20 protein-coding genes and 1 pseudogene are annotated in these 22,731 nt (G+C 28.3%); 5 read left to right on the top strand and 16 right to left on the bottom strand.

Annotated elements, in window-relative coordinates; genetic code table 11:
* Positions 1 to 345 precede the first annotated feature (345 nt).
* From J2Z24_RS19770 to J2Z24_RS21695, 10 genes are all read right to left on the bottom strand, one after another.
* Positions 346 to 1,185, bottom strand: a complete 840-nt coding sequence (locus J2Z24_RS19770) for an MBL fold metallo-hydrolase (RefSeq protein ID WP_035150557.1) — start codon at positions 1,183 to 1,185, stop codon at positions 346 to 348.
* A gap of 15 nt (positions 1,186 to 1,200) precedes the next feature.
* On the bottom strand, positions 1,201 to 2,643 hold the full coding sequence (locus J2Z24_RS19765; protein ID WP_035150559.1) for an NAD(P)/FAD-dependent oxidoreductase: 1,443 nt from the start codon (positions 2,641 to 2,643) through the stop codon (positions 1,201 to 1,203).
* A gap of 238 nt (positions 2,644 to 2,881) precedes the next feature.
* The gene (rpiB, locus tag J2Z24_RS19760; protein ID WP_035150561.1) at positions 2,882 to 3,328 is read right to left on the bottom strand and encodes a ribose 5-phosphate isomerase B; all 447 of its coding nucleotides are present in this window, start codon (positions 3,326 to 3,328) and stop codon (positions 2,882 to 2,884) included.
* A gap of 17 nt (positions 3,329 to 3,345) precedes the next feature.
* Entirely contained in the window at positions 3,346 to 4,254 is a 909-nt protein-coding gene (gene alsK, locus J2Z24_RS19755) for an allose kinase (protein ID WP_035150563.1), read from the bottom strand.
* 28 nt (positions 4,255 to 4,282) lie between these two features.
* Positions 4,283 to 4,966 (bottom strand): D-allulose 6-phosphate 3-epimerase, encoded by a 684-nt coding sequence (gene alsE / locus J2Z24_RS19750; protein WP_035150565.1) that lies wholly within the window; start codon positions 4,964 to 4,966, stop codon positions 4,283 to 4,285.
* 7 nt (positions 4,967 to 4,973) lie between these two features.
* The gene (alsC, locus tag J2Z24_RS19745) at positions 4,974 to 5,921 is read right to left on the bottom strand and encodes a D-allose ABC transporter permease (RefSeq protein ID WP_051593391.1); all 948 of its coding nucleotides are present in this window, start codon (positions 5,919 to 5,921) and stop codon (positions 4,974 to 4,976) included.
* A 22-nt stretch (positions 5,922 to 5,943) separates the two neighbouring features.
* Positions 5,944 to 7,464 carry a sugar ABC transporter ATP-binding protein gene (locus J2Z24_RS19740; protein WP_035150569.1) on the bottom strand — a complete coding sequence of 507 codons (1,521 nt, stop codon included), beginning with the start codon at positions 7,462 to 7,464 and terminating at the stop codon, positions 5,944 to 5,946.
* Between the two features lie 131 nt (positions 7,465 to 7,595).
* Positions 7,596 to 8,597: a D-allose transporter substrate-binding protein gene (gene alsB / locus J2Z24_RS19735; RefSeq protein WP_035150571.1), complete on the bottom strand. Its 1,002-nt coding sequence runs from the start codon at positions 8,595 to 8,597 to the stop codon at positions 7,596 to 7,598.
* A 139-nt stretch (positions 8,598 to 8,736) separates the two neighbouring features.
* On the bottom strand, positions 8,737 to 9,741 hold the full coding sequence (locus J2Z24_RS19730) for a LacI family DNA-binding transcriptional regulator (RefSeq protein WP_035150573.1): 1,005 nt from the start codon (positions 9,739 to 9,741) through the stop codon (positions 8,737 to 8,739).
* Positions 9,742 to 9,923: 182 nt separating this feature from the next.
* On the bottom strand, positions 9,924 to 10,775 hold the full coding sequence (locus J2Z24_RS21695; RefSeq protein ID WP_035150575.1) for a methyl-accepting chemotaxis protein: 852 nt from the start codon (positions 10,773 to 10,775) through the stop codon (positions 9,924 to 9,926).
* 307 nt (positions 10,776 to 11,082) lie between these two features.
* Between J2Z24_RS21695 and J2Z24_RS19720 the strand changes: the two genes are divergently transcribed.
* Both J2Z24_RS19720 and J2Z24_RS19715 read left to right on the top strand, forming a co-directional pair.
* Positions 11,083 to 12,063 carry a nucleoside hydrolase gene (locus J2Z24_RS19720; RefSeq protein ID WP_035150577.1) on the top strand — a complete coding sequence of 327 codons (981 nt, stop codon included), beginning with the start codon at positions 11,083 to 11,085 and terminating at the stop codon, positions 12,061 to 12,063.
* Positions 12,064 to 12,078: 15 nt separating this feature from the next.
* Positions 12,079 to 12,768: a radical SAM protein gene (locus J2Z24_RS19715; RefSeq protein WP_035150579.1), complete on the top strand. Its 690-nt coding sequence runs from the start codon at positions 12,079 to 12,081 to the stop codon at positions 12,766 to 12,768.
* A 143-nt stretch (positions 12,769 to 12,911) separates the two neighbouring features.
* Here the strand turns inward: J2Z24_RS19715 and J2Z24_RS19710 are convergent, their stop codons facing one another.
* Together J2Z24_RS19710 and J2Z24_RS19705 are read right to left on the bottom strand one after the other, a co-directional pair.
* The gene (locus J2Z24_RS19710) at positions 12,912 to 14,384 is read right to left on the bottom strand and encodes an HD domain-containing phosphohydrolase (protein ID WP_051593392.1); all 1,473 of its coding nucleotides are present in this window, start codon (positions 14,382 to 14,384) and stop codon (positions 12,912 to 12,914) included.
* A gap of 171 nt (positions 14,385 to 14,555) precedes the next feature.
* Entirely contained in the window at positions 14,556 to 16,112 is a 1,557-nt protein-coding gene (locus J2Z24_RS19705) for a PucR family transcriptional regulator (protein ID WP_035150581.1), read from the bottom strand.
* Between the two features lie 119 nt (positions 16,113 to 16,231).
* Here J2Z24_RS19705 and J2Z24_RS19700 point away from each other — a divergent pair, with 119 nt between their 5' ends.
* From J2Z24_RS19700 to J2Z24_RS19690, 3 genes are read left to right on the top strand one after another with little or no spacing between them, the layout of a single operon-like run.
* Entirely contained in the window at positions 16,232 to 18,172 is a 1,941-nt protein-coding gene (locus J2Z24_RS19700; RefSeq protein WP_035150583.1) for an NAD(P)/FAD-dependent oxidoreductase, read from the top strand.
* Positions 18,173 to 18,205: 33 nt separating this feature from the next.
* Entirely contained in the window at positions 18,206 to 19,003 is a 798-nt protein-coding gene (locus tag J2Z24_RS19695) for an acetoacetate decarboxylase family protein (RefSeq protein ID WP_051593393.1), read from the top strand.
* 46 nt (positions 19,004 to 19,049) lie between these two features.
* Entirely contained in the window at positions 19,050 to 19,817 is a 768-nt protein-coding gene (locus J2Z24_RS19690) for an SDR family NAD(P)-dependent oxidoreductase (RefSeq protein WP_035150584.1), read from the top strand.
* Between the two features lie 458 nt (positions 19,818 to 20,275).
* Here the strand turns inward: J2Z24_RS19690 and J2Z24_RS19685 are convergent, their stop codons facing one another.
* From J2Z24_RS19685 to J2Z24_RS19670, 4 genes and pseudogenes are all read right to left on the bottom strand, one after another.
* Positions 20,276 to 20,935: a Dph6-related ATP pyrophosphatase gene (locus J2Z24_RS19685; protein ID WP_035150587.1), complete on the bottom strand. Its 660-nt coding sequence runs from the start codon at positions 20,933 to 20,935 to the stop codon at positions 20,276 to 20,278.
* Positions 20,936 to 21,024: 89 nt separating this feature from the next.
* On the bottom strand, positions 21,025 to 21,300 hold the full coding sequence (locus tag J2Z24_RS19680) for a DUF4275 family protein (RefSeq protein ID WP_338078434.1): 276 nt from the start codon (positions 21,298 to 21,300) through the stop codon (positions 21,025 to 21,027).
* Between the two features lie 17 nt (positions 21,301 to 21,317).
* Entirely contained in the window at positions 21,318 to 22,178 is an 861-nt protein-coding gene (locus J2Z24_RS19675) for a hypothetical protein (RefSeq protein ID WP_111947673.1), read from the bottom strand.
* Positions 22,179 to 22,485: 307 nt separating this feature from the next.
* A pseudogene (locus J2Z24_RS19670) lies at positions 22,486 to 22,731 on the bottom strand (class III poly(R)-hydroxyalkanoic acid synthase subunit PhaC); the annotation flags it as partial.

The following is a 22,731-nucleotide window of genomic DNA, read 5'->3' as shown; positions in this document are numbered from 1 at the left end:
ATTTAATTTAAAAATTTTTCCAATATATAAGATATTGTCACACCTAGAAATATTTCTAGGTGTGACAACATCTTATGAATAAAAATAAGAAATACATGAAAAATCAATGTAGCTATTAATATTTTTCTAATTTTAGCATAGAAAAGGAATTGCCTTTTCAAATGATTTTCAAGACAATCCCTTTCTAATTTATTTTAATTAAGATAGATTAAATGTAATAATTCATTGTTAAATATTTGTCAACATTTTTAGGTAATTTTCCGAATATTTAAATTAAAAAATAGTGCATCATAGATTTAGCTCCTACTCTACACTCCACCTCTTTACTTTAACTTATTAAAAATTTTATATATTTATACAACAACCTGTATTAATATATTCTACTTTATCTTCTAACACTTTTTTTAATCTTTCAAATCCTTCTCTCCCAGTACAGTGTCCTGTATAAACTTTATCAATTTTTTCTTTTATAATATTTTCTGCTATATAATTTATATCCTTTTGATCCATACAAGAAAGATTTGCTCTTGGTATTACCATAAGATGAAATCCCCCTAAAACAGCTTTAATATGTTCCTTAGGAAAATTATTTTTCACTGATTTGATCATATTAAGAATACCACTATGTGCGCAACCGGTAAACATAACAAGCCCATTTTTTTCTTTAATAACTAGTATAAGCTCATGTTTAAAATCATCTTTCTTAAGCTCTCCATTTTCCTTAATATAAAGATATTTATTTCCTTCTGGAAGAGAATATTCTTTTACTATATCTGTAATAATAAATATATCTTTATCTATTTCACTTAATTTATCTACAAATACTAATCTATGAAAATGTTCTTTTAATATGTTTTTATCAATTCCTATATATTTACTAATTCCTAACCTTTTTGCATAACACTCTTCTTTAACAGCAGATTTTAAATATACTTTTGCTTTACTATTCTCATTTAAAAACTTTTCTACTCCTCCTACATGATCATAATGACCATGAGAAAGCACTAAAATGTCAATATCATTAATATTTATCCCCATTGTTTTTGCATTTTCAATAAATTTACCTGATTCTCCTGTATCTAATAATATTTTTTTATTATCCTTTTCTATATATAAAGACAATCCGTGTTCTGCTATCAAATCATCTCGCTCACATCTATTTTCTATTAAAGTTAATATTTTCATATGCATTTCCCTTCTCTATTCTAATTTCATTATATCCATTCTCTTCATTCTCTTGTGAATATCTGAAGACCCCAATCCTTTTTCAACAACTTCATCTTCTTCTATATCAAGTACTTCTGCAATTAATTTTTTTATTCTTTTACCGCAAAAATTTCCCTGACACATACCTTGCCCAGCTCTAGTACGTCTTTTAATGCCATCTATTGATTTTATCTTTATTTCTCTTCTTAATGCATCTACTATTTCAACCTCTGTTATCATTTCGCATCTGCAAATTATATGTTTATTTGAATCTTCTGAATTTATATCTCCTTTAAAATTTTCATCCTTTTTGACTATTATAGGTTTTCTATAACTTATAAAATTTTCTTTCTTCTTAAGCTCTAATCCTGAAGTTCTAAGAATGGAGATTACTATCTTTGCTATAGCGGGTGAAGATGTAAGACCTGGTGAATCTATTCCTGCTACATTTATGAATCCCTTAACTTCTGTTTCCTCTATTATAAAATCCTTTTTACTACTAGTTGGTCTTATTCCTGCAAAAGAAGTTATAGCTTTTTTCATGTCAAATCCACTTATAGATTTCTTGGCAGTTTTCATTATATATTTTAAATTTTCCTCATTAGTGGAAACATCCTCTCTATCAGCTACCTGTTGTGCATCTGGCCCTATCATAAGATTTCCGTGATATGTTGTAGTTACTAATATTCCTTTTCCTTTTTGCGTGGGAACTTGAAAGATCACTCTATTTATTAAATAAGACTGATCTTTATTAAATAATATATATTCCCCTCTTCTAGGTATTATATAAAAATTTTCTACACCTACCATTTGAGATATTTTATCACTATAAACTCCTGCTGCATTTATTACATATCTACCTTTTAACTTTTCTTTAGATGTAATTACTTCAAAATATCCCTGTTTTTTTTCTACACTTTTCACTTCATTGTTAAGCTTAAGTTCCACTCCATTTTGTATAGCATTTTCTACAAGTGCTATACAAAACTCATAAGGAGAACACACACCTGAATGTTTGCAATAAAGAGCCCACTTTACTTCATTACTAATATAAGGCTCTAATTCTCTAACTTTATCTCCATCTATTATCTCTAAATCTTTAATGCCATTTTCTACTCCTTGTTCATAAAGCTCCACTAATCCCCTTTTTTCCTCATCAGAAAAGGCAATTACTAAAGATCCGGTTTTTCTATATCCAAAATTAAGTTCTCTTTCTAATTGTTCATACATTTTATTTCCTTGTATACACAACTTAGCTTTTAAAGTACCTGGCTTATCATCATATCCACCATGAACTATTCCACTATTAGCTTTAGAAGCTCCACAACTTACATCATCCTGCTTTTCTAAAATACATATGTTTAGTTTATATTTTGAAAGCTCTCTTGCAACATTTGCACCTACAACTCCAGCTCCAATTATAATAATATCATACACAATTATCACTCCCTTAAATAGCATAATTTATTTAATGATATTAATTATTGTATATATTCTGCATTTCTATTTAAAATCCTGCACAAGTTTAGTGTACTTGTTTATAAAAATTTATTCTTGAAACAAAAAGCACCATGCTATACTAACATAGTGCTATAATATAAGCTAAACCACTTTTATAATGGTATATAGGTATATTGGTGTGAGGTATTATTGTTAAGTAGCTTAGCTTAATTAACTATTTTAGATTATTATTTTCTATTTGATGTATCATATCCACTCTTTTTTGATGTCTTTCTCCTTGAAAGTTAGCACTTAACCATGCATCTAAGATCATTTTCGCTAAGTCTACCCCTACAACTCTTGAACCCATAGCTAATATATTGGTATTATTGTGTTCTTTGGACAACTTTGCAGTATAACAATCACTACATACTACAGCTCTGACTCCTTTTACCTTATTAGCAGCTAAAGATATGCCTACCCCCGTCCCACAAAGTAAAATTCCTTTTTCACATTCACCACTAGCTACAGCTTTTCCAACCATTTGACCATATATTGGATAGTCAGTTCTTTCTTCATTAAAACATCCGTAATCCTTATAGTCTAATCCTTTTTCATCTAAATATCTCTTTATTTCCTCTTTTAAAGTAAAAGCTGCATGATCACTTCCTATAGCTATCATTAACAAAACTTCCTTTCTTACTTCCTATTCAACTTTTCCATAGCTTTAAATGCCGCTCCTAATACTCCTGCTTCTTGAGTTTGAGAGGAATATAAAAACTTTAAACTTTCTGCTGGAAAAGGCTTTCTTGAATGTTTATATATACATTCTTCTAAAAAATCCTTTGGAAATCCATTCATGTTTACTACTCCGCCACCAATTATAATATTATCTGGATCAAATATATTTATCTCTGTGGCAATAGGAATAGAAATAGTATTTATGAATTCCTCAAGAATTTCACTATGTCTGTGTTTAACAAATAGTTCATCTATTTCTGTATTTTTAAAACTTTCTTCTCTTATCTTACTTAATCTTTTCCCAGATGCGTATAGCTCTATACAGCCTATATTTCCACATCCACATTTATCATCACTATTTAATACTGGAATATGACCTAATTCTCCTGCAGAACCATTTTTTCCAATTAAGAATTTACCATCTATACATATAGAATTACCAAATCCAGTTCCTATATAAAAACCTAAAGTTATTCCTTCTTTACTAATATTTTTATCCACCATATCCCATTTCAATAGACAGTTTACATCTTTACTTAAAAATATAGGTACCTTAATTTCACTGCATAAATAATCTACTATATTTATATCATTAAATCCTGGTAAATTAGGAGTAGAATAAACTTTTTTCTTATCTTTACTAATAGTAGAAGGAAAGCCAATGCTTATTGCCTTTAATTCTCCTGATAAATTTTCCTTAATATATTTTAATAAATATTCCTTCAAATTAATTAGAGGGTTCCCTGGTTCGTTTAGTATTGAACTACTTTCTTTTATATAATTACTTAGTTCACCTTTTTCATTAACTAACCCAATTCTAAAATTAGTTCCTCCAATATCCACTCCAAGTACAAAATTATTTTGCATATCAATCACCTTCTATTATTTTTTTGCTCTATTCTTTATAAGAAAGTGAATAATTAAAATCAGCCATCATCATATCCCAAGCTTTTTCTAAATCTTCATCTTTATTAAATAATCCTGATGATCCAACTACAAATATTTCTGCTCCTACTTCTTTTAATTGCTTAAATGTTTTTTCATTACAAGAACCATCAATCTCTATTATATATTTGTAGTCTTCTTTTTCCTTCATTTCTTTTAATTCTTTTATTTTCTCCAACATTTCCGGTATAAATTTCTGACCTGCAAAGCCAGGATCTACAGTCATTACTGTTATCTTATCAATTCTATTTATATAATGCTTCATTACCTGTACCGAAGTAGCCGGATTCAAAACAACTCCTACCTTCATTCCTAATGATTTTATCTTATTAATAATTCTAAAAGCATCTTTATTTATAGTTTCAACATGTAATGACACATAATCTGTTCCAACTCTTGATAATTCATCTAGAAAATCATTTGGATTTTCTACCATTAAATGTGCATCTATTGGAATATTAGCTAAAGGTCTTATTTGTTCTATAAAAAATGGTGATAAAGTTATATTCTTAACATAATGTCCATCCATTATATCCACATGAAAAAAATCTGCTCTTTCATTTAATATCTTTATTTGTTCTTCTAACTTTAATATATTCATACACATTAGAGAAGGCGCAAAACCATAATTCATTTTAACATCATCCCTTCTTTTTACTAAATAATTTATCTAAAGTTACAGCACCAATTATTAATGCTCCCATTACAATTTGTTGATAGTAAGTTTCAACATTTAATATATTCAACCCATTGTTTATAACACCAATTATTAATCCTCCCATTACAACTCCAAATATTTTTCCTTTTCCTCCAAAGAAGCTCGTCCCTCCTATTATTGCTGAAGCAATAGCAAAGGTTTCGAATCCTACACCTGCTAATGGTTCTGCTGCTCCTAATCTTGCTGTCATTACTACTCCTGCAATCCCTGAACAAACACCTGAAATTATAAATACTATTAATGTATGTATTTTAATATTTATTCCAGAAAACCAAGCGGATTGGCTATTTCCTCCTAAGGCATATATATTTCTTCCTAGTTTTGTTTTAGTTGTTACAAATGTTAATATAACAGCTACCATTAAAGCTATAATTATTGGAATGGGTATTTTCCATAACCATCCTGCCAATCCGCTAGTAAAAGATTTGGGGAAACCAAATACTGGTCTAGCATTTGAAATAATTAGAGTAATACCTCTATATATGGCTTGAGTTCCCAGTGTAATTATGAATGGATGTAGACCCGTTGCATTAACTAAAGAGCCATTAATAGCTCCAAGCAGTGCTCCACAAAGAATCCCTCCAACTAAAACAGCTATACTTACTGGTATACCGCTTGCCATCATTTTTGCAGTTATCATTCCAGTTAACGCTATAATAGATCCTACTGATAAATCTATTCCAGCTATTAATATTGCAAAAAATTCTCCACAGGCAATTAATATAGTTATTGAACTTTGTAATACTACTTGAACAAGATTATTAGATGTTAAAAAATATTCTGGTGAAAGTATCCCTAATAAAGCTGTAATCAAAACAAATATTCCCAAAGTACCATATGTTTGCCATATACTATTAAAATCCTTTTTCATATATACTACTCCTTTTTTACATCTAATTTTCAGAAGTAGCAGCTAGAAGAATTTTTTCTTCTGTTGCTTCCTCACTAGTAAAAATAGTTTTTATTTTTCCATCTTTAAATACTGCTATTCGATCACATACTGAAAGAAGCTCTGGTAATTCTGATGATACCATAAGAATCCCTTTTCCATTTTCAGATAAATTTCTCATTATTGAATATATCTCACTTTTCGCTCCAACATCTATTCCTTTAGTTGGTTCATCAAATATAATTAAATTTGAATCTGCCGCCAACCATTTCCCTATAATTACTTTTTGTTGATTTCCTCCAGATAACTCAGTAATATTCTGTTCTACAGAGGAACACTTTATATTTAAATATTCTTTTTGTTCTAATGAATATTTTTTTTCTCTTTCCATATTTATTAGTCCCCAAATTCCTTTTGCCTTGGATGTTTTTAAAAAGGGAACTATAGATATATTTTCTTTTATACTAAAATTCTTAAAAAACCCTGTTTCTCTTCTATTTTCAGTTATCAACCCTATACCAGCTTTTATTGCATCATAAGGTTCTGATATATTTAATTTTTTACCAAACAGATACATATCTCCGCAGGATATAGGTTCAGCTCTAAAAATAGCATTCATAAGCTCACTTCTACCTGCTCCAATTAGTCCTGCAAAACCTAGAATTTCGCCTTTATATAATTTAAAACTCACATCTTTAACTTTATTATCTTTTCTAGTTAAATTATTAACTTCAAAAACAACTTCACTAGTTCCCTGATAACTTTTATCTGTATTTAAATATTTTGATTTTAATTCTCGTCCAACCATCATTGTAACTAATTCTTCCTCTGTTACATTTTTAGCGTTCCTAGTTCCAACGTAATTTCCATCTTTTAAAATAGTTACTTTGTCACCTATTTCTACAATTTCCTTTAGTTTATGAGATATATATACAATTCCTACTTTCTCTTTTTTTAATGACTTTATTATATTAAATAAATTATTGGTTTCCTCAATAGTAAGTGAGGATGTAGGTTCATCCATAATTAATATTTTTGCATTCTGTGCTAAGGCTTTTGCTATTTCAACCTGCTGCTTTTCCGAAATGCTTAATTCCTCTACTAAAGTAGCTGGATCTCTATTCAGTCCAACTCTCCTTAAAAGTTCCTTTGTTTTTTCTCTTATATTTTTATAATCTACTATTGGTATACCAAAAATCTTTTTTTCCGGTAAATTTCCAACAAAAATATTCTCTTCTATTGATAAATCATCTATTACACTTAACTCCTGATAAATAATACTTATTCCATTCTCTTTTGAATCTTTTGGAGTAAGATTAGAATACTCTTTAGTTCCTAAAATAATAGTTCCTTCAGTTGGCTCATATACTCCACTTAATATTTTCATTAAAGTAGATTTCCCTGCTCCATTTTCTCCTAAAAGCACATGAACCTCTCCAGGCGCTAACTGAAAATTCATATTATTCAAAGCAGTTATCCCTGAAAATTTCTTTGTTATATTTTTCATTTCAACTAAAAGATCCATATACTATCCTCTTCCTATTTATCCGGATATCCGGTTATTTATTTTTTTTGGAAGGCGCCATCGCACTAAAAATAAATCACAAATATATTGTATATAAATTTCTTAATGCGATAGCCCTCAATTATTTTATGTTATTTAACTATTAATTTTGAATCTACAGATATAACTGCTGGTTCTTTATCTGCTGAAATTTCTGGTTTATCTTTTAAAGCTTTTAATAATTCATTTAAGCTTGCAACTCCTATTTGAGCTGAATCTTGAGCTACAGTTGCTCCTAACTTACCATCGTTTACGGACTGAATTGCTTCTGGAGCTCCATCAGTACCAACTACAACTATTTTGTCTTTTTTTCCTGCATTTTCAACAGCCTGTACTACACCAAGTGCCATAGTGTCGTTTGCACAATAAAACGCTTTTATATTAGGGTATCTTTGTAACATATTTGTTGCTACATCCAAAGCCTTTGATCTATCCCAATCTGCTGGCTGACTAGCTACTAATTTTATTCCTTTTGCAGCTTCAAAACCTTTTTTCGCTCCTACTTTTCTTGCTTCTCCAGAGGCATTTCCTGCTTTTCCTTCAATTATTGCTACTTCTCCTCCATTAGCTCCTAATTTATCAGTTATGAATTTTGCTCCTTTTTCTCCAACCTTTACATTATCAGTATTTACAAAAGATACTATACTTCCTCCGGCATTTTTAAGCTCTTTCATATCAACTTTTTCATCAATATTAACTACATATATTCCCTTTTTATTTGCTTGAGCTATAGCTGGAATTAAATTAACAGGTGAAAGAGGTGCCACACCTATAGCTTTATAATTTTTGTTTAATAGATTTTCAAGTAATTTAAGCTGCCCTTGAACATCATCTTCTGAAGCTGCAGCAAAAACATCTACCTTAATATTTTTTGCTTTTGCTTCTCTTTCAATCCCTTCTTTCATTGATACCCAGAAAGGATTAGATAAAGTTTTAAGAATTACAGCTACTTCTGTTCCAGAAGACTTTTCTTCCTGCTTAGTTTCACTACCTTTCTTACTTTCTGTAGGGCTTGTCTTACCACACCCTGCTAATAATGATCCTGTAAGCACTAAACTAAGAGCAAGTGCTACAATTTTTGAGATTTTTTTCATGATTTCCCCTCCCTAAAATATTGAAAAAAATTTTATTTATAAAACAATTTGCTTTTTAAACAAATTATTTATTCCCTTTTTATACCTTTATAATTTTGGGTAAACGATTACCCACACCTCATAAAATTCCCTTTGAAATTTATGTAGTTTCTCTCAATATTAAATTTACTGGCAAAACCAAATCATCTATCTTTTTTGTTCTATCCTCAATAATATCTAGCAAAACTTTTGCTGCAGTTTTTCCCATCTCATTCTTGTTTTGTTCTATGGTTGAAATTTTTGGATGACTATATTTAGCTATAGATATATTATCAAAACCTATAATCTTAATTTCATCTGGAATATTAATATTATTCTCTTTTAAAGCAGCTATAGCTCCCATAGCTAACCAATCAGTACATGCAAATATACTATCAAACTTTATTCCTTTTTTTATTAAATCAATTACTGCATTTTTAGCTGAATCAAAGCTAACCTTAACATCTATTATGAGTTCTTCTTTAAATTTTATATCATGCTTTTCTAAAGCATGTTTATATCCTAAATAACGCATATTTCCACTAGATAACCTTCTATAATCTCTAAGTATTAAGATATTTTTACATCCTTTTTGTATAAGGGTTTCTGTGGCCATTAATCCACCTTTATAATTATCAGAAGTTATACATATAACATCATTACTAATATTAGGCTTTCTATCTATACATACTATTGGAGTATTATAAAAATCACTATCTTTTGATATTTTGTCACTTTTACCAGAAATATATATTAATCCATCCACTCCCTTTGATGCTAAATCTGTGAAATATGCATTTTCTTTCGTTTCATCTTCATTGGTATTACATACAAACACAGAATATCCTTTAGGAAAACAGTAACTTTCAATTGCTAAAACTAATCCAGCAAAAAATTCATTTGTTATATCCGGTACTATTACCCCTATGATATTTGATTTGCTTGTTCTTAAACTTTTTGCTACCATATTAGTTTGATAATTAAATTTATTTACTATATCCATTACCTTTTTTCTAGTTTCCTCTGAAAATCTACCATTATTATTTAAAACTCTAGATACAGTAGCCACCGATACTCCGCTTAATTTAGCAATTTCCTTAATGGATATACTTTTTTTTGATTTCATCATTACCTCCCAGGAAAACGATTACCCAATTCACCTATTATTTTACAGTTAATATTTGCTATTGTCAATAGATTTTAGGAAATTTTTCTGAAATTTTATAGAAAATATCAAAAATACTGTTAAACAATAAAATTCAGACAAAATTTCCAACTGCTTTAATTTAAATTATTTTATAACTATATCTAATTACTTATTTTTACAATTTCATCTTCAATGCTAAACATATTCTTCTCAACTTGTCCTAATTCATTAGCCTGATCATTAGTTTTTATTAAGTTCTCATCTACAGTATTAGCTATATAAATAATAAACTTTTTTATTTCCTCTAATATTTGTTCTATGTCTTTTAAGGAATCTGCAGAATTTAAAGATAGTTTTCTGATTTCCGCAGCAACTACAGAGAATCCTTTTCCATATTCTCCAGCTCTAGCTGCCTCTATAGCTGCATTTAATCCTAGAAGATTTGTTTGCCTAGCTATATTTTTTATAAATTCTAGTACCTTATTTATATTTACTATTTCATCCTCAAGCTTCTTTGCAGTGTCTCTTATATTCTCACTAGTTCCTGAAATATCTTCTGCTGATTTAGAAATATTTTTAATAAGAGAAGTAACTTCTTGTATTTGCGATGAAACTATATCTATAGTCTCCTGTTTTCTTTTCTCTGCAATTCTTTTATCAATTTCATCTTCCATAATTTTCGCTGCCATTAATTGCAAAGGCCTTACTACTTCCGGATCTCCTGTTAAACCTATACATCCCACAATTTCATTCTTTACAATTACTGGTCCATTGTATCCTGGTAAAACTCCTTGAAGATTCTTTGCTTCATCTATAGTAATTGACGCTGAATCTATTTCTCCATCAATAATCTTTTTAGCTGCTTCATGAATATTACCAAGCCTTTCTTTTTGAGCTGTAGCAATAATTTCTCCTTCTTCTCCCATTACATTTACATTTTTCCCTGTAATGTCATATAACATTCTTACAGTTTTTTCAGCTAGATCCTTTGGTATTTTATGTTTCCATTCCATGTATATTTCCTCCTCAATAGAAATGTCTATATATTGCCAATAAATTACTAAAAATATACTTTATTGACTTATTTATTCCTTATTATTTTTAATATTACATTTTATTCATTATATGTTTACATTATATCATCTATTATCCATTTTTCAAATGAAGTAATTCTTAACTTTTAATTTTTTTTTTAACTTTACTAATAAATTTAAATAAATTTTATCATTTATGCAAAATATAATTGTATACCAAATTTCTTCATTAAAAACTATATTCTAGCATGTAAATTTAAGAATTCAATTTAGAGGAGACATGAAGATGAAAAAAAGAAAAGTTATTATTGATTGTGATCCAGGTATTGATGATGCCTTAGCTTTAATTTTTGCTTTAAAATCACAAGCATTAGAAATTTTAGGTATAACCATAGTATCTGGAAATGTGCCTGCCCTTCAAGGATGGAAAAACTGTCTAAAAGTTTTGAATTTAATAAACAGGTTAGATATACCTGTTTATATAGGAGAAGAATATCCTCTAGTTAGAGAACTTATTACAGCTGAAGATACTCATGGTTGTGATGGCCTTGGAAATACATTTCTACCAGATATATCAAAAGTACCTATTAAATATGGTGCTATAAATTTTATATTAAAAACTATAAAAAAAGAAAGAGAAGTGAGTATTATAGTTCTAGGTCCCATGACCAATATAGCTAAGGCTATGGAAAAAGATAATGAAACCTTTAGTAAAGTTAAAGAAATAGTTTCCATGGGAGGAACTTTTAAAAGTCATGGTAATTCTTCACCTATAGCAGAATTTAATTACTTTGTAGATCCTCATGCTGCTAAATATGTGTATAGGCATATAGCTGTTCCTTTTACTATGGTAGGACTAGATGTTACAAGAGAAATAGTACTTACTCCAAACTATATAGAACTTTTAAAACAATTTAATACTTCTTTATCAAATTTTATTGTAGATATAACTAAATTTTATGTAAATTTTCATTGGAAGCAAGAAAAGACCTTAGGATGTGTCATAAATGATCCTTTAGCTATAGCTTACTTTATAGATAATAGTTTATGTTCTGGATTCAACTCCTATGTAGATATTGCCACAGAAGACATATCTATTGGTCAAAGCGTTGTTGATGTAGCTTCTTTCTATAATAATAAACCTAACTGCTTTGTACTTAATAAAGTAAATGCACATAGATTTATGGAGCTGTTCCTAAAAACTATTTTTAAAGAATTTGAAGAAGATATATCTTTAATTCTTTCCAATAATAAATATAGTTATTAAAATGATGGTGATAATATGAATAGATATAGTATTATAAAAAATAAAAACAGACGAGAAATTGTTCTTTTAAAAGCATTTCCATGCTTTTGGGGAAAATGCTCATTCTGTGACTATATAAAAGATAATTCACTAAATGAAGCAGACATAAATAATCTAAATTTTAAAGTTTTAAATAATATAACAGGAAAATATAAGGCACTAGAAATAATAAACTCTGGAAGCTGCTTTGAACTTCCTAAAAACACCTTAGAAAGAATAAAAGAGATCACAAAAGAAAAAAAAATAGAAAAATTATTTTTAGAAAGCCACTGGATCTATAGAAATAGACTCCAAGATATGAGAGATTTTTTTAAGATACCAATAATATTTAAAATAGGAGTAGAAACCTTTGACAACAATTTCAGAAATAATATTTTAAATAAAAATGCCAACTTTAAGGATTATACTGAAGTAAAAAAATACTTTCAATCTGTATGTATCATTGTAGGCATAGAAGGTCAAACAAAAGAAATGATAAAAAATGATATTAATATTATTCTAAATAATTTTTCTTATGGTACTATAAATATTTTTACAGAAAATAGTACTTCTATTAAAAGGGATAATGAACTTATTAAATGGTTTAGAGAAAATTATAGTTTTCTAGATGAAATGAATAATATAGAAATTCTTTACCAGAACACAGATTTTGGTGTAGGAGAGTAAAATTGACATTTACTAGAAAATGCCTATTATATTCTCTTTATTCTAAAAAATAGAGAGGACTAAGAAGACCTTTCATAAATTTATAGACATTAATTACTTCTTTATTCCACTCTATTTTTCTATTATTAAAATATATAACCTTTTTACTTAGTATTATCACAATACTTCTCCATTTTGTCCATTAATTTTATAAAAATCTGAACTAAATTAGGATCAAACTTAGTTCCTGAAAATTTTTTTATTTCCTCTAAAGCTTCCAATTTAGTTTTTTTTTCTGTATAAAATTTAGGGTTTATCATATTATCATAAGCATCTAATATTGATATGACCCTAGCAAAATAAGGTATTTCTTCTCCTTTTAATCCTTGAGGATATCCATTTCCATCATAATGTTCATGATGACTTAATATACAATCAGCAATATGGGCAAGCTCTGGAATAGAAGAAACTATTCTATAACCTATTTCGCAATGTCTCCCCATTATATTGTATTCTACTTGATTTAATCTGTCTTCTTTATCTAAAATTTCTTTTGGAATACCTATTTTCCCTATATCATGTAGACTAGCTAATAACTCTAGAGCCTCTTTATCATTTTTATTTAAATTTAATATTTTTGAAATTTTTATTGAAAGTTCTTTTAAATTATTATTATGATTTTCCATTTCTTTACATCTGACTTTTAAAATATCTGTTAGAGCTGCTATTATCTCTTTTTTTAAATTTTTGCTTTCTATTAATTTATTATTATACATTTCTTCTTCTGCTTTTTTATATACTTCCATTATGTTGTCAGTAATAGAATTCTTGGTTGCCATTCCTAAAGATATATTAGGTCTTATAGGATCTTCATTTTCTTTTTTGCAACTTTCTTTTATTCTCTTTATAATTTCATATCCTCTTTCTTCACTTACTTTGGGTAACATTATTAAAAATTCATCTCCACCTATTCTTCCCACTACATCTTCTTTTCTACAGCTACTTTTTAAAATATTTGCAATTTTTTTAATAAACTTATCCCCTACATCATGACCAAAAACATCATTTACTAACTTAAGTCCATTTATATCACCCATAATTATAGTTAATGGAAGCTGTCTTTCACAATTAAGTCTTATAAGTTCTTCTTCAATAAATGCTCTATTATAAAGTCCAGTCAATTTATCATGAAAGCAAAGATACATTATCTTATCAAAATCACAACACATTTCCGTCATTTTACAAAAAATATTTTTTATTTTACTTATATCCATAAAGGTTGCAGCAAAATAATTTTTTTTATCACTATAAACAAAAATAGATACCCATTTATCTACCCATTCCCAATATTCTTCAAATCTAATTGTATCTCCATTTAAAGCGATTTTACCACAAGCATCAATATACTTAATTGCTTTTTCTTTATAATTCTTAAATACTTCTGTACATTTTTTCCCAACTAATTCTTCTTTCTTCATTCCTATTAATTTTTCAAATTTTTCGTTTACCTCGAGAAAAATATAATCCTTAGGCCTCCCATTTTCATCCAATACTATTTTGTTATAAGCAAAGCCATCAAATATATTCTCTACAATAGCATGATATAATTCATATTCTCTTTTTATAATCATAGCCATTGTCCGCTCCTTTTATTTAATATAGTATAATAATTTTTCTATATAAATTTACTTTTATTTACTTCACTATATTCCTATATTAAATGTATTGTTACTATTTATCAATTGTAATTTTTAGTAACGTTGGAGGTGACATCCATGAAATAAAATTTTCTAATATAATCGTAAATATCATCTATCTATAATATTGTTGTAATAACTATTCACCTTATATGCTAAATATATACTACATACACTATCAACATTAGAATAATCCAAATTAGTTAATTCATTTATCTTTTGTAATCTAGCTCTCATAGTGTTTCTGTGAATAAAAAGTTCTTTAGATGATTTTTGAATGCTCTGATTGTTTTTTAAATATATAAATAGAGTTTTATATAATTCCGTATTGTTTAATTTATCATATTCCTTTAGCTTAATAAGAATGGGATTACAAAAATCTTTATACTCCATATGTTCATATGCTGATGAAAGTATATCATAAATTTGAATATCAGAATAAAATATAATTGGACTTCCATCACCTATAGCATCTTTGAATTTCACTGCTTTTGCAGCTTGAAGATAATATTTTCTACATTCCATTATATCTGAAAACTCTCTGCTTACTCCTAAGTATATTTTATTTAAAATTAAAAACTGCTCAACTCTTTCAATAAATTCCTCGCTGAAGTTTGATATATTATTATCATTAATAATTACAATATTATCATTATAATATACTGAACTTTTAGAAGGAAATAGAGAATTAAAAGTGTCTCTAAGGTATCCACAACATCTATCAGAAGGATTATACTTTGAAATATCAAATATAAGTACTAACAGCTTTTTTCCTAATTTTATATTTGCACTTTTCATTCTTTCTTTAACTACATCTCTTTCATTTAAATTACCTTCAAGAACATCATAAATGAAATCTTCATATACTACATTTTTTGTATTTCTATAAAAAACATTCTTTTTCATTTCTTCTGCTACTATTTCACTTGTAAGTTTTAATATTTCCTTATCCCTCTTTATTATAGGTCTTTTACATTCTAGAAGTATTACATTTCCAACATGTTTATTATTTATTTTTATCTTTGAAATTAATTTTAAAATAGGAGATTTATTACATATAACTTCATAAGGTTCATCAAACTTTTTCCCATCCTGTACACTTTTTATTTTTTTTACTTCTACAATAAAATCATAAGAACAATACCCATTTTTTATATTGTCAATCCAAATATCATCAGTTATATCCCTAATGTTTGAATAAGCTAGTATCTTATAGCTTAAATCCATTACAATAACTGGATTATTAAGTATGTCTGAAGCCACTTTTACTATATTAAAAAGACCTTTGCCTACTATATAAGATTTAAACAAAGCTGCTGTATAATGTTCAATTTCAATATTACTAATAAAAAAATCTCTTGTTAAATTATATATTTCAAAAATATCCTCTGAATCTTTAATTTCAATAATATTCAAATCATTTAAAAAAAAATCTTTAATAGATAAATTATTATCATTAATAAGGATAAGATTTGTATCTTTAATATCTTTGAACTTTTTCTTAAGCATTGAAGTTTTACCTATATAGACAATATTATTCTCAAAAAAGTTCTGATTGTTTGTAAGCATTTTAGCATCTAATAGTAAAAACTCATATTTTTTATTTAAATATTGACTTTTTATATTTTTGGAAAAATATCCACAAAGTTCATCAAAAGTAATACTCATACAAATCACCTACCATAATTGTAGTGCATAGTGCACAACAAAGTCAATTATTTTTGTCTCTATTGAATGTATTAACTATCTCCTTTATACAATATACTTAAGTTGGAGGTGGTAAATTAATGAAATATGAAAAACTTTTTTCAAAAGGCCACATAGGTAATCTTCAAATAAAAAATAGAATAGTTATGCCTGCTATGGGTACATCCCTTGCTACCTCAACTGGAGAAGCATCCGATGAGATAATAAAATATTATGAAGAAAGAGCTAAAGGCGGATGTGGTCTTATTATTACAGAAATAACAAGAATTGATAATGAGACAGGAATAGGTACACCAAATCAACTTTGTGCAACAGATCTTAAACATATACCAAGACTTGAAAAGCTAGCAAAAGTAGTTCATAGATATGATACAAAAATATTCCTTCAACTACACCATCCAGGAAGACAAAATCATAGTAACTTAATTGGTGGGAAACAAATTACTGCACCAAGTCCTGTTATGTCATCATCTATTGGTGAAATGCCTAGAGAATTAACCACTGATGAAGTTGAATCCCTTGTTAAAAAATTTGTTTTTGGAGCCTATATTGCTAAAGCAGCCGGAATTGATGGTGTTGAACTTCATGCTGCCCACGGATATCTTCTTGGTCAGTTTATGAGTCCTCTTACTAATCTTAGAAAGGATAAATATGGTGGCAACTTTCAAAACAGAATGAGATTTATTACTGAAATAATTATGGGAATAAAACACATATGCGGACCAAATTTCCCAATATCTGTTAGAGTAGATGGAGATGAATTTGTTCCAGGAGGATTTAATCTTGATGATGCAATTGAATCATCAAAATACTTTGAAAAATTAGGTGTAGATGCACTAAATGTAAGTTCAGGTACTTATGAATCTGTAAATACAATAATAGAACCTATTTCCTACCCCCAAGGCTGGAAGAGGCATCTTGCAGAAAAAATAAAAAATGCAGTACACATTCCTATAATCGCCTGCAATGTTATAAGAAAACCTGATTTTGCAGAAAGTCTTATAAAAGAAGGAAGTGTGGATTTTGTTGCAACAGGAAGACAATTTCTTGCAGATCCAGAGTGGCCCAAAAAAGCCATAGAAGGAAGAGAAATGGAAATCAGACCTTGTATCTCCTGCCTTTACTGTATACAAGAGCTAATGGAATGTAAAACTTCAAAATGTGCAGTAAATGCACGAATGGGAAGGGAATTAGAATTTGATAATTTCAAAAAAGATGGTAACGGCAGAATAGTCTCTATTATAGGCGGCGGCCCTGCTGGAATGGAAGCTGCCAGAGTTTTGGCAATAAGAGGATTTAAATCTGTATTATTTGAAAAGAAAAACGTGTTAGGAGGAAGCGTATATCTTGGGAGCAAACCACCTCTTAAAGAAAAACTAAATTGGTTTATAGATAATCTTGCTTATCAGTTAAAGCAACTTAATGTAGATATCAGACTTAATACCGAACCAACTGTAGAAGATTTAATAAAACTAAATCCCTATGCAGTATTTGTTGCTACTGGTGCCTCTCCTATAATTCCAAATATTAAGGGAGTAGAAGGTAAAAATGTGTATACAGTTATTGATATATTAGACGGTACTATTGTTTTAAAAGATAAAGATATTGCTATTATTGGTTCTGGAATGACTGGGCTTGAAATTGCTGAATATCTTTCTGTAGGTAAAAATAAGGTCTCTGTTGTAGAAATGCAAAACAAAATAGGTCCTGATGCATATCTTCCAAACCTTATTGATTTAACTACTAGACTTAAAAAATATAATGTAGAAATGCTTCCATCTATGAAGCTTATTAAAATATCTGAAGGAGAAATACTTCTCCAAAATACAAGTGATAATTCTACTTTAAGGAAAAAAACTGATGCTGTAGTTTTATCTATTGGAGTTAAACAAAACACCTCATTTATTGAAAAAATAGAAAAGAATTTCTCCATAGTACATGTTCTTGGAGATGCTAATAAACCAGGAAGAATTGCTCAAGCAATTGAAACTGGATTTGAAAAAGCTTATTTTTTAGAGTAAAAAGATTAATTAAAAATAGAAGGGGTTTAGCCTATGGGAAGTTTTGTAAAAAATATTAATGACATTATGAAATATGGTAGCAAACCTACAAAATTTTATGATACTGAAATGCTTACAATTTATTGGGAAACAAAGCCTGAAATCATTAAACGTATACTTCCACCACCTTTAAAACCAGCTAAAAGACCTTTAATTCATGCTTTTATAGCAAACTATCCTAAAACAAATTTCTGTCCAACATATAAAGAAGCGGGTTTATTTATACTGGCAGATTACAATGGAGAGCTTGGAACTTACTGCTTATCCATGCCTATAACTGATGGCATGGGTATGGCACTTGGTAGAGAGTTTTGTGGACTTCCAAAAAAGATGGCGGATATAAACTTTAAAAAGGATAACGATTTTGTTGAAGGAACTGTAGGTCGTCATGGTACAGACTTCTTTAATGTAAAAGCAAACCTTAATGGCAATCTCAATGATGAACATGCCGAAAAAATACTTGCTGAAAACTATGGTAAAGGCTTACCAATATTTAATATAAAATATTCAAAAGCAATAGATGGCAGTGGTTTTGATTTAAAGCCTACCCTTGTAAAGCAAAGCATAAATATGGACACAACTCTGCTTCAAGCTGGAGAAGTGAAGATAACTCTAAAAGACTCTCCTCATGATCCATGGGCAGAATTAGAAGTAGTAAAAATGTTAGGTGGAATTTATACAGTAAGCACAAATGTGCTACTTAAAGGAATTGTTTTAGAAGAAATAAATCCAATGTCATTTATACCTTATTCCTATTTAAGATGGGATTGGTGGGAAGACAATTTAGATTAGTAGCTAATTATAAATTTAAATAAAATTATATTAGGAGGATTCTTGTATGAGTAATTTATTTGATTTAACTGGTAAAGTTGCAATTATAACTGGTGCTTCTAGTGGAATAGGTATTCAAATTGCTAAAGCATTTGCTGAGCAAGGAGCAAATGTAGCATTACTTGCAAGAAGAATTGATAGACTTGAAAATGTTGCTAAAGAAATTGAAGCTATAGGTAGAAAAGCTCTCCCTGTAAAATGTGATGTTACAAAAGAAGATGATGCAAAATCAGCTGTGAATACTGTTATAACTAAGTTTGGAAAAATAGATATTTTAATGAACAATGCAGGTGTAGCTTCAGTAGGTTCAGTGGAAACTATAGATACTGCTGAATGGGATAGAGTTATAGACACAAATTTAAAAGGTACCTTCTTAATGTCAAAGTATGTTGTAAAGCATATGAAAGAAAGAGGATATGGAAAAATTATTAATACTGCTTCCATTTGTGGATTTGTAGGAAGTAAGAATGTTCCTCTTCATGCTTATAATGCTTCAAAAGGTGCAGTAGTGAATTTAACAAGAGGTATGGGGACATCCTTAATAAAATATGGTATAACAGTAAATGCAATTGGACCAAGTCTTTTCGAAAGTGAAATGACCAAAAATTCATTGTTTCAGGAAGATAAATTAAAACTTTACAACATGGTATGCCCAGCAGGAAGGCCTGGAAATCCAGGGGAATTAAATGGTGCAGCTATTTATTTTGCATCAGATGCTTCCAGCTATACTACAGGTCAAATACTATGTGTAGATGGGGGCTGGACAGCAGTATAACTTTTTTACTTTTCTTAATTTTAGATAAAAAATACGAATTTTCATAAATCAAATATCTATATTTTTTCTAATGTTTTTAAAATATTAAATAGGGTCACCTTGCACCAGGTGACTCTATTTATAACTATTTATTCATTAACTAAACTAATGAATATTTAAAAACATCCCTAATTCTGTTGCATACTTAGGATGTTTTTAGATCATTATTTATATATTCTTTTTAAATTTGCTTAGTTACTACTCTATTTTTTACTAAATTTGTCACGTTTATACCAATCGATAATCTACTGAAAAATTTTCTTAATGATTCTACTTGTTCATTTTCCATAATATATTGTCTGCAATATTTATTTTATTTCCATCCTTAAAAGTTATTTTATAGTATAAAATTTCTCCTGTTTTTTCCCACGTAAATATAAGATTTTCTTCTAATGCTTTATAAAAATTAATTATTGAACTTACTTAGCTACTACTTCAATCTTAGCCCATTTCTTTTCTATAGGTATTATCTCGTTGCCATACTCTAAATTAGCTGTATGTTTAAAAATTGGTCCATCATATACTACTGTATGATATTCCCCATTTTCACCGCAAACATCTGCACCAGCTTCTTCAATTTCTTTTATCAATGAATAACTTAAATCTTTTCCTAAAAAACTAGTATCAAGCATTGTTGTATTAACTACTACTATTTTTGCTTTAAAACCTAAATCTAAAAATTCTTTTACAATTTCCTCTCTATTTCTTTGCCATAATGGTAAAACTGCTTTCATGACAGCTTTTTCACATACTTTATCTTCCCACTCCTTATGTTCCTCTAAATCAATATCACCAAAGATACCATAATCTATTCCTTGTAACTTAAATAATTTAAGGTTAGAAACAAATACTTCTTCGTAATCATTGAATAATGCTTTTCCAAGTAAATTGTCAATTCCAATTGCAGCAGCTTGTGCTTTTATAATATCTTCTTTTAATCTATGTGCTGAAGTTATATCATTTTCTATACTAAACATAGTAAACAACTTCTTAGGTACATACCCCTGTTCTATAGCTTTATATAAAGCAAGACATGAATCCTTTCCTCCGCTCCATGAAACAAAGCAATTCTTATTCATCTAAAACCACTCCTCAGCCAATATAAAAATTTTACTAAATAACCTCATATCTCAATCTATATTCTATCACAATCTTTGTATAATATTTTTTATTTTGAATAAAAATATGGCCCACAGCTTCCTGTCTCATGGGTTATTACATAAGTCCAAGAAAAATCTTTATCTGTTACATAAATGTCAGTATAGTATCTAATATCATCAGGATGAAAATTCATTGCATTTCTTAATTCATAACAAGTTTTTTCATTGTTAAAAAACACATAAAGACTTTTCTTTTTTATTGAAATTAGTCTTGCATCTGCTTCTTCTCCTTCTAAACAATTAAGACGTTTATAACTAAAAATATGCCAAAGATACTGATCAATATGAATATCATTAGTATCTATATTATCAGCAAAAGCTTTAAACCACTTAATTCTAAGTTCTCTTGCCTTAGAATCATTTCTATTACGCTTTTCATCAATTCTACTGCAATAAATTCCCTTTTTTTCAATTCATAAAAAAAATTATTAAAATGTTTAATGCTCAATCCACTGCAATAAATAACAGCTTCATTATGATATTTTTCTACGGTATATTTAATATCCTTATTAATACAATTATTCCCCTCAGATATCTTAACTTCATCATAATTATTATTAATAGTAATCATATAATTTAAGTTTTCCAATTTACGAATCTTTATTTCATTAATATTACCATTCTCAAAATACTGTAAATTTTTGCATTTATAACCGTAATATTTTTCTTCATATATTCCTATGAGATTAATATCTACTGCTACATCTCTAAGTGATCCCTCTTTAAAATGTAAAGTAAGATTATTATTTTGTCTTTCTGTATATAGTAGTGTTTCATGAAAATATGGCCAATACCCTCCACAATATTGAATAAGTTCTCTTCCACCTTTAATATTCTCAGGTGAAAACACCTCTTTTACGTTTATCTTTCCTCTAGGTATCCTTTTTGGTAAATAATCAAAAGAATTATTTGTTAAATTATAATCTAACATACGAAATAATATATAAAATCCCTTTTCATCTTCTCCTATTTTAATAATATTCCCCTCAAATTTTTTCCCTAGTTTTGTTTCAATTTCAAATACTTTATTATTATCACAATTTACAAAAAGCGGTTCTGAAAGCCATATACGTTTAACTCCTAAAGTTAATTCATAATAATTATAATTTTTTTTACTTACAAATTTATCGTTATTTGCAGAATTTAATATATTTGAAGACATACTGATAGTTTCATCCCCTCTCCACAAAATATTTTAAAATCATATTTCATGTGAATATTCAGAAAATTTGTCTTCTTACTATTTCTTATTCAATTAAATAATACTATATGTACAAGTATATATATAATATATACTTTTTTTTCACATTATACAATATATTGTACTAATTATTAAAACTATAAAATTCTCTAATGTACTCTGCCATATTCCTTATATTTTTTAATATACAAATTAATTTCCAAGAAATCAAAATAAGGATTAGAAGCAACAAGTACTTCCAATCCTCATTTTACCTTCATCTGATTTATTATTTTTTACTTCTATCCATAATCCATTTTGCCATTTTAGGAGCTATCTCTTTTTGTGATTTTGAACTAACATACATTCCTATATGTCCTACTGGGAAAGAGCACATCTCTTTATCTGTACTGCTTACATATTTATTTAAAGCTTTGCTGGCTGATGGTGGAACTAAATGATCGTATTCTGCATATATATTTAAAAGTGGCATATTAATATTTTTTAAATCTACTTTCTTATCTCCAATCATTAA

The sequence above is a fragment of the Clostridium tetanomorphum genome (assembly GCF_017873215.1).
GTDB classification, from domain to species: domain Bacteria; phylum Bacillota; class Clostridia; order Clostridiales; family Clostridiaceae; genus Clostridium_AO; species Clostridium_AO tetanomorphum.
The sequence above is the reverse complement of the archived record's forward strand: the minus strand, read 5'-3'. Positions and strand labels throughout refer to the sequence as shown.

Excerpts from the sequence above, each read along its gene's own strand:
- J2Z24_RS19740 (WP_035150569.1), bottom strand. The coding sequence starts at position 7,464 with ATGGATCTTTTAGTTGAAATGAAAAATATAACAAAGAAATTTTCAGGG.
- alsB (WP_035150571.1), bottom strand. The coding sequence starts at position 8,597 with ATGAAAAAAATCTCAAAAATTGTAGCACTTGCTCTTAGTTTAGTGCTT.
- J2Z24_RS21695 (WP_035150575.1), bottom strand. The coding sequence starts at position 10,775 with ATGGAATGGAAACATAAAATACCAAAGGATCTAGCTGAAAAAACTGTA.
- rpiB (WP_035150561.1), bottom strand. The coding sequence starts at position 3,328 with ATGATAGCTATAGGAAGTGATCATGCAGCTTTTACTTTAAAAGAGGAA.
- J2Z24_RS19675 (WP_111947673.1), bottom strand. The coding sequence starts at position 22,178 with ATGTCTTCAAATATATTAAATTCTGCAAATAACGATAAATTTGTAAGT.
- J2Z24_RS19700 (WP_035150583.1), top strand. The coding sequence starts at position 16,232 with ATGAAATATGAAAAACTTTTTTCAAAAGGCCACATAGGTAATCTTCAA.
- J2Z24_RS19715 (WP_035150579.1), top strand. The coding sequence starts at position 12,079 with ATGAATAGATATAGTATTATAAAAAATAAAAACAGACGAGAAATTGTT.
- J2Z24_RS19690 (WP_035150584.1), top strand. The coding sequence starts at position 19,050 with ATGAGTAATTTATTTGATTTAACTGGTAAAGTTGCAATTATAACTGGT.
- alsE (WP_035150565.1), bottom strand. The coding sequence starts at position 4,966 with ATGAATTATGGTTTTGCGCCTTCTCTAATGTGTATGAATATATTAAAG.
- J2Z24_RS19770 (WP_035150557.1), bottom strand. The coding sequence starts at position 1,185 with ATGAAAATATTAACTTTAATAGAAAATAGATGTGAGCGAGATGATTTG.
- J2Z24_RS19685 (WP_035150587.1), bottom strand. The coding sequence starts at position 20,935 with ATGAATAAGAATTGCTTTGTTTCATGGAGCGGAGGAAAGGATTCATGT.
- alsC (WP_051593391.1), bottom strand. The coding sequence starts at position 5,921 with ATGAAAAAGGATTTTAATAGTATATGGCAAACATATGGTACTTTGGGA.
- J2Z24_RS19695 (WP_051593393.1), top strand. The coding sequence starts at position 18,206 with ATGGGAAGTTTTGTAAAAAATATTAATGACATTATGAAATATGGTAGC.
- alsK (WP_035150563.1), bottom strand. The coding sequence starts at position 4,254 with ATGCAAAATAATTTTGTACTTGGAGTGGATATTGGAGGAACTAATTTT.
- J2Z24_RS19720 (WP_035150577.1), top strand. The coding sequence starts at position 11,083 with ATGAAAAAAAGAAAAGTTATTATTGATTGTGATCCAGGTATTGATGAT.
- J2Z24_RS19705 (WP_035150581.1), bottom strand. The coding sequence starts at position 16,112 with ATGAGTATTACTTTTGATGAACTTTGTGGATATTTTTCCAAAAATATA.
- J2Z24_RS19730 (WP_035150573.1), bottom strand. The coding sequence starts at position 9,741 with ATGAAATCAAAAAAAAGTATATCCATTAAGGAAATTGCTAAATTAAGC.
- J2Z24_RS19710 (WP_051593392.1), bottom strand. The coding sequence starts at position 14,384 with ATGGCTATGATTATAAAAAGAGAATATGAATTATATCATGCTATTGTA.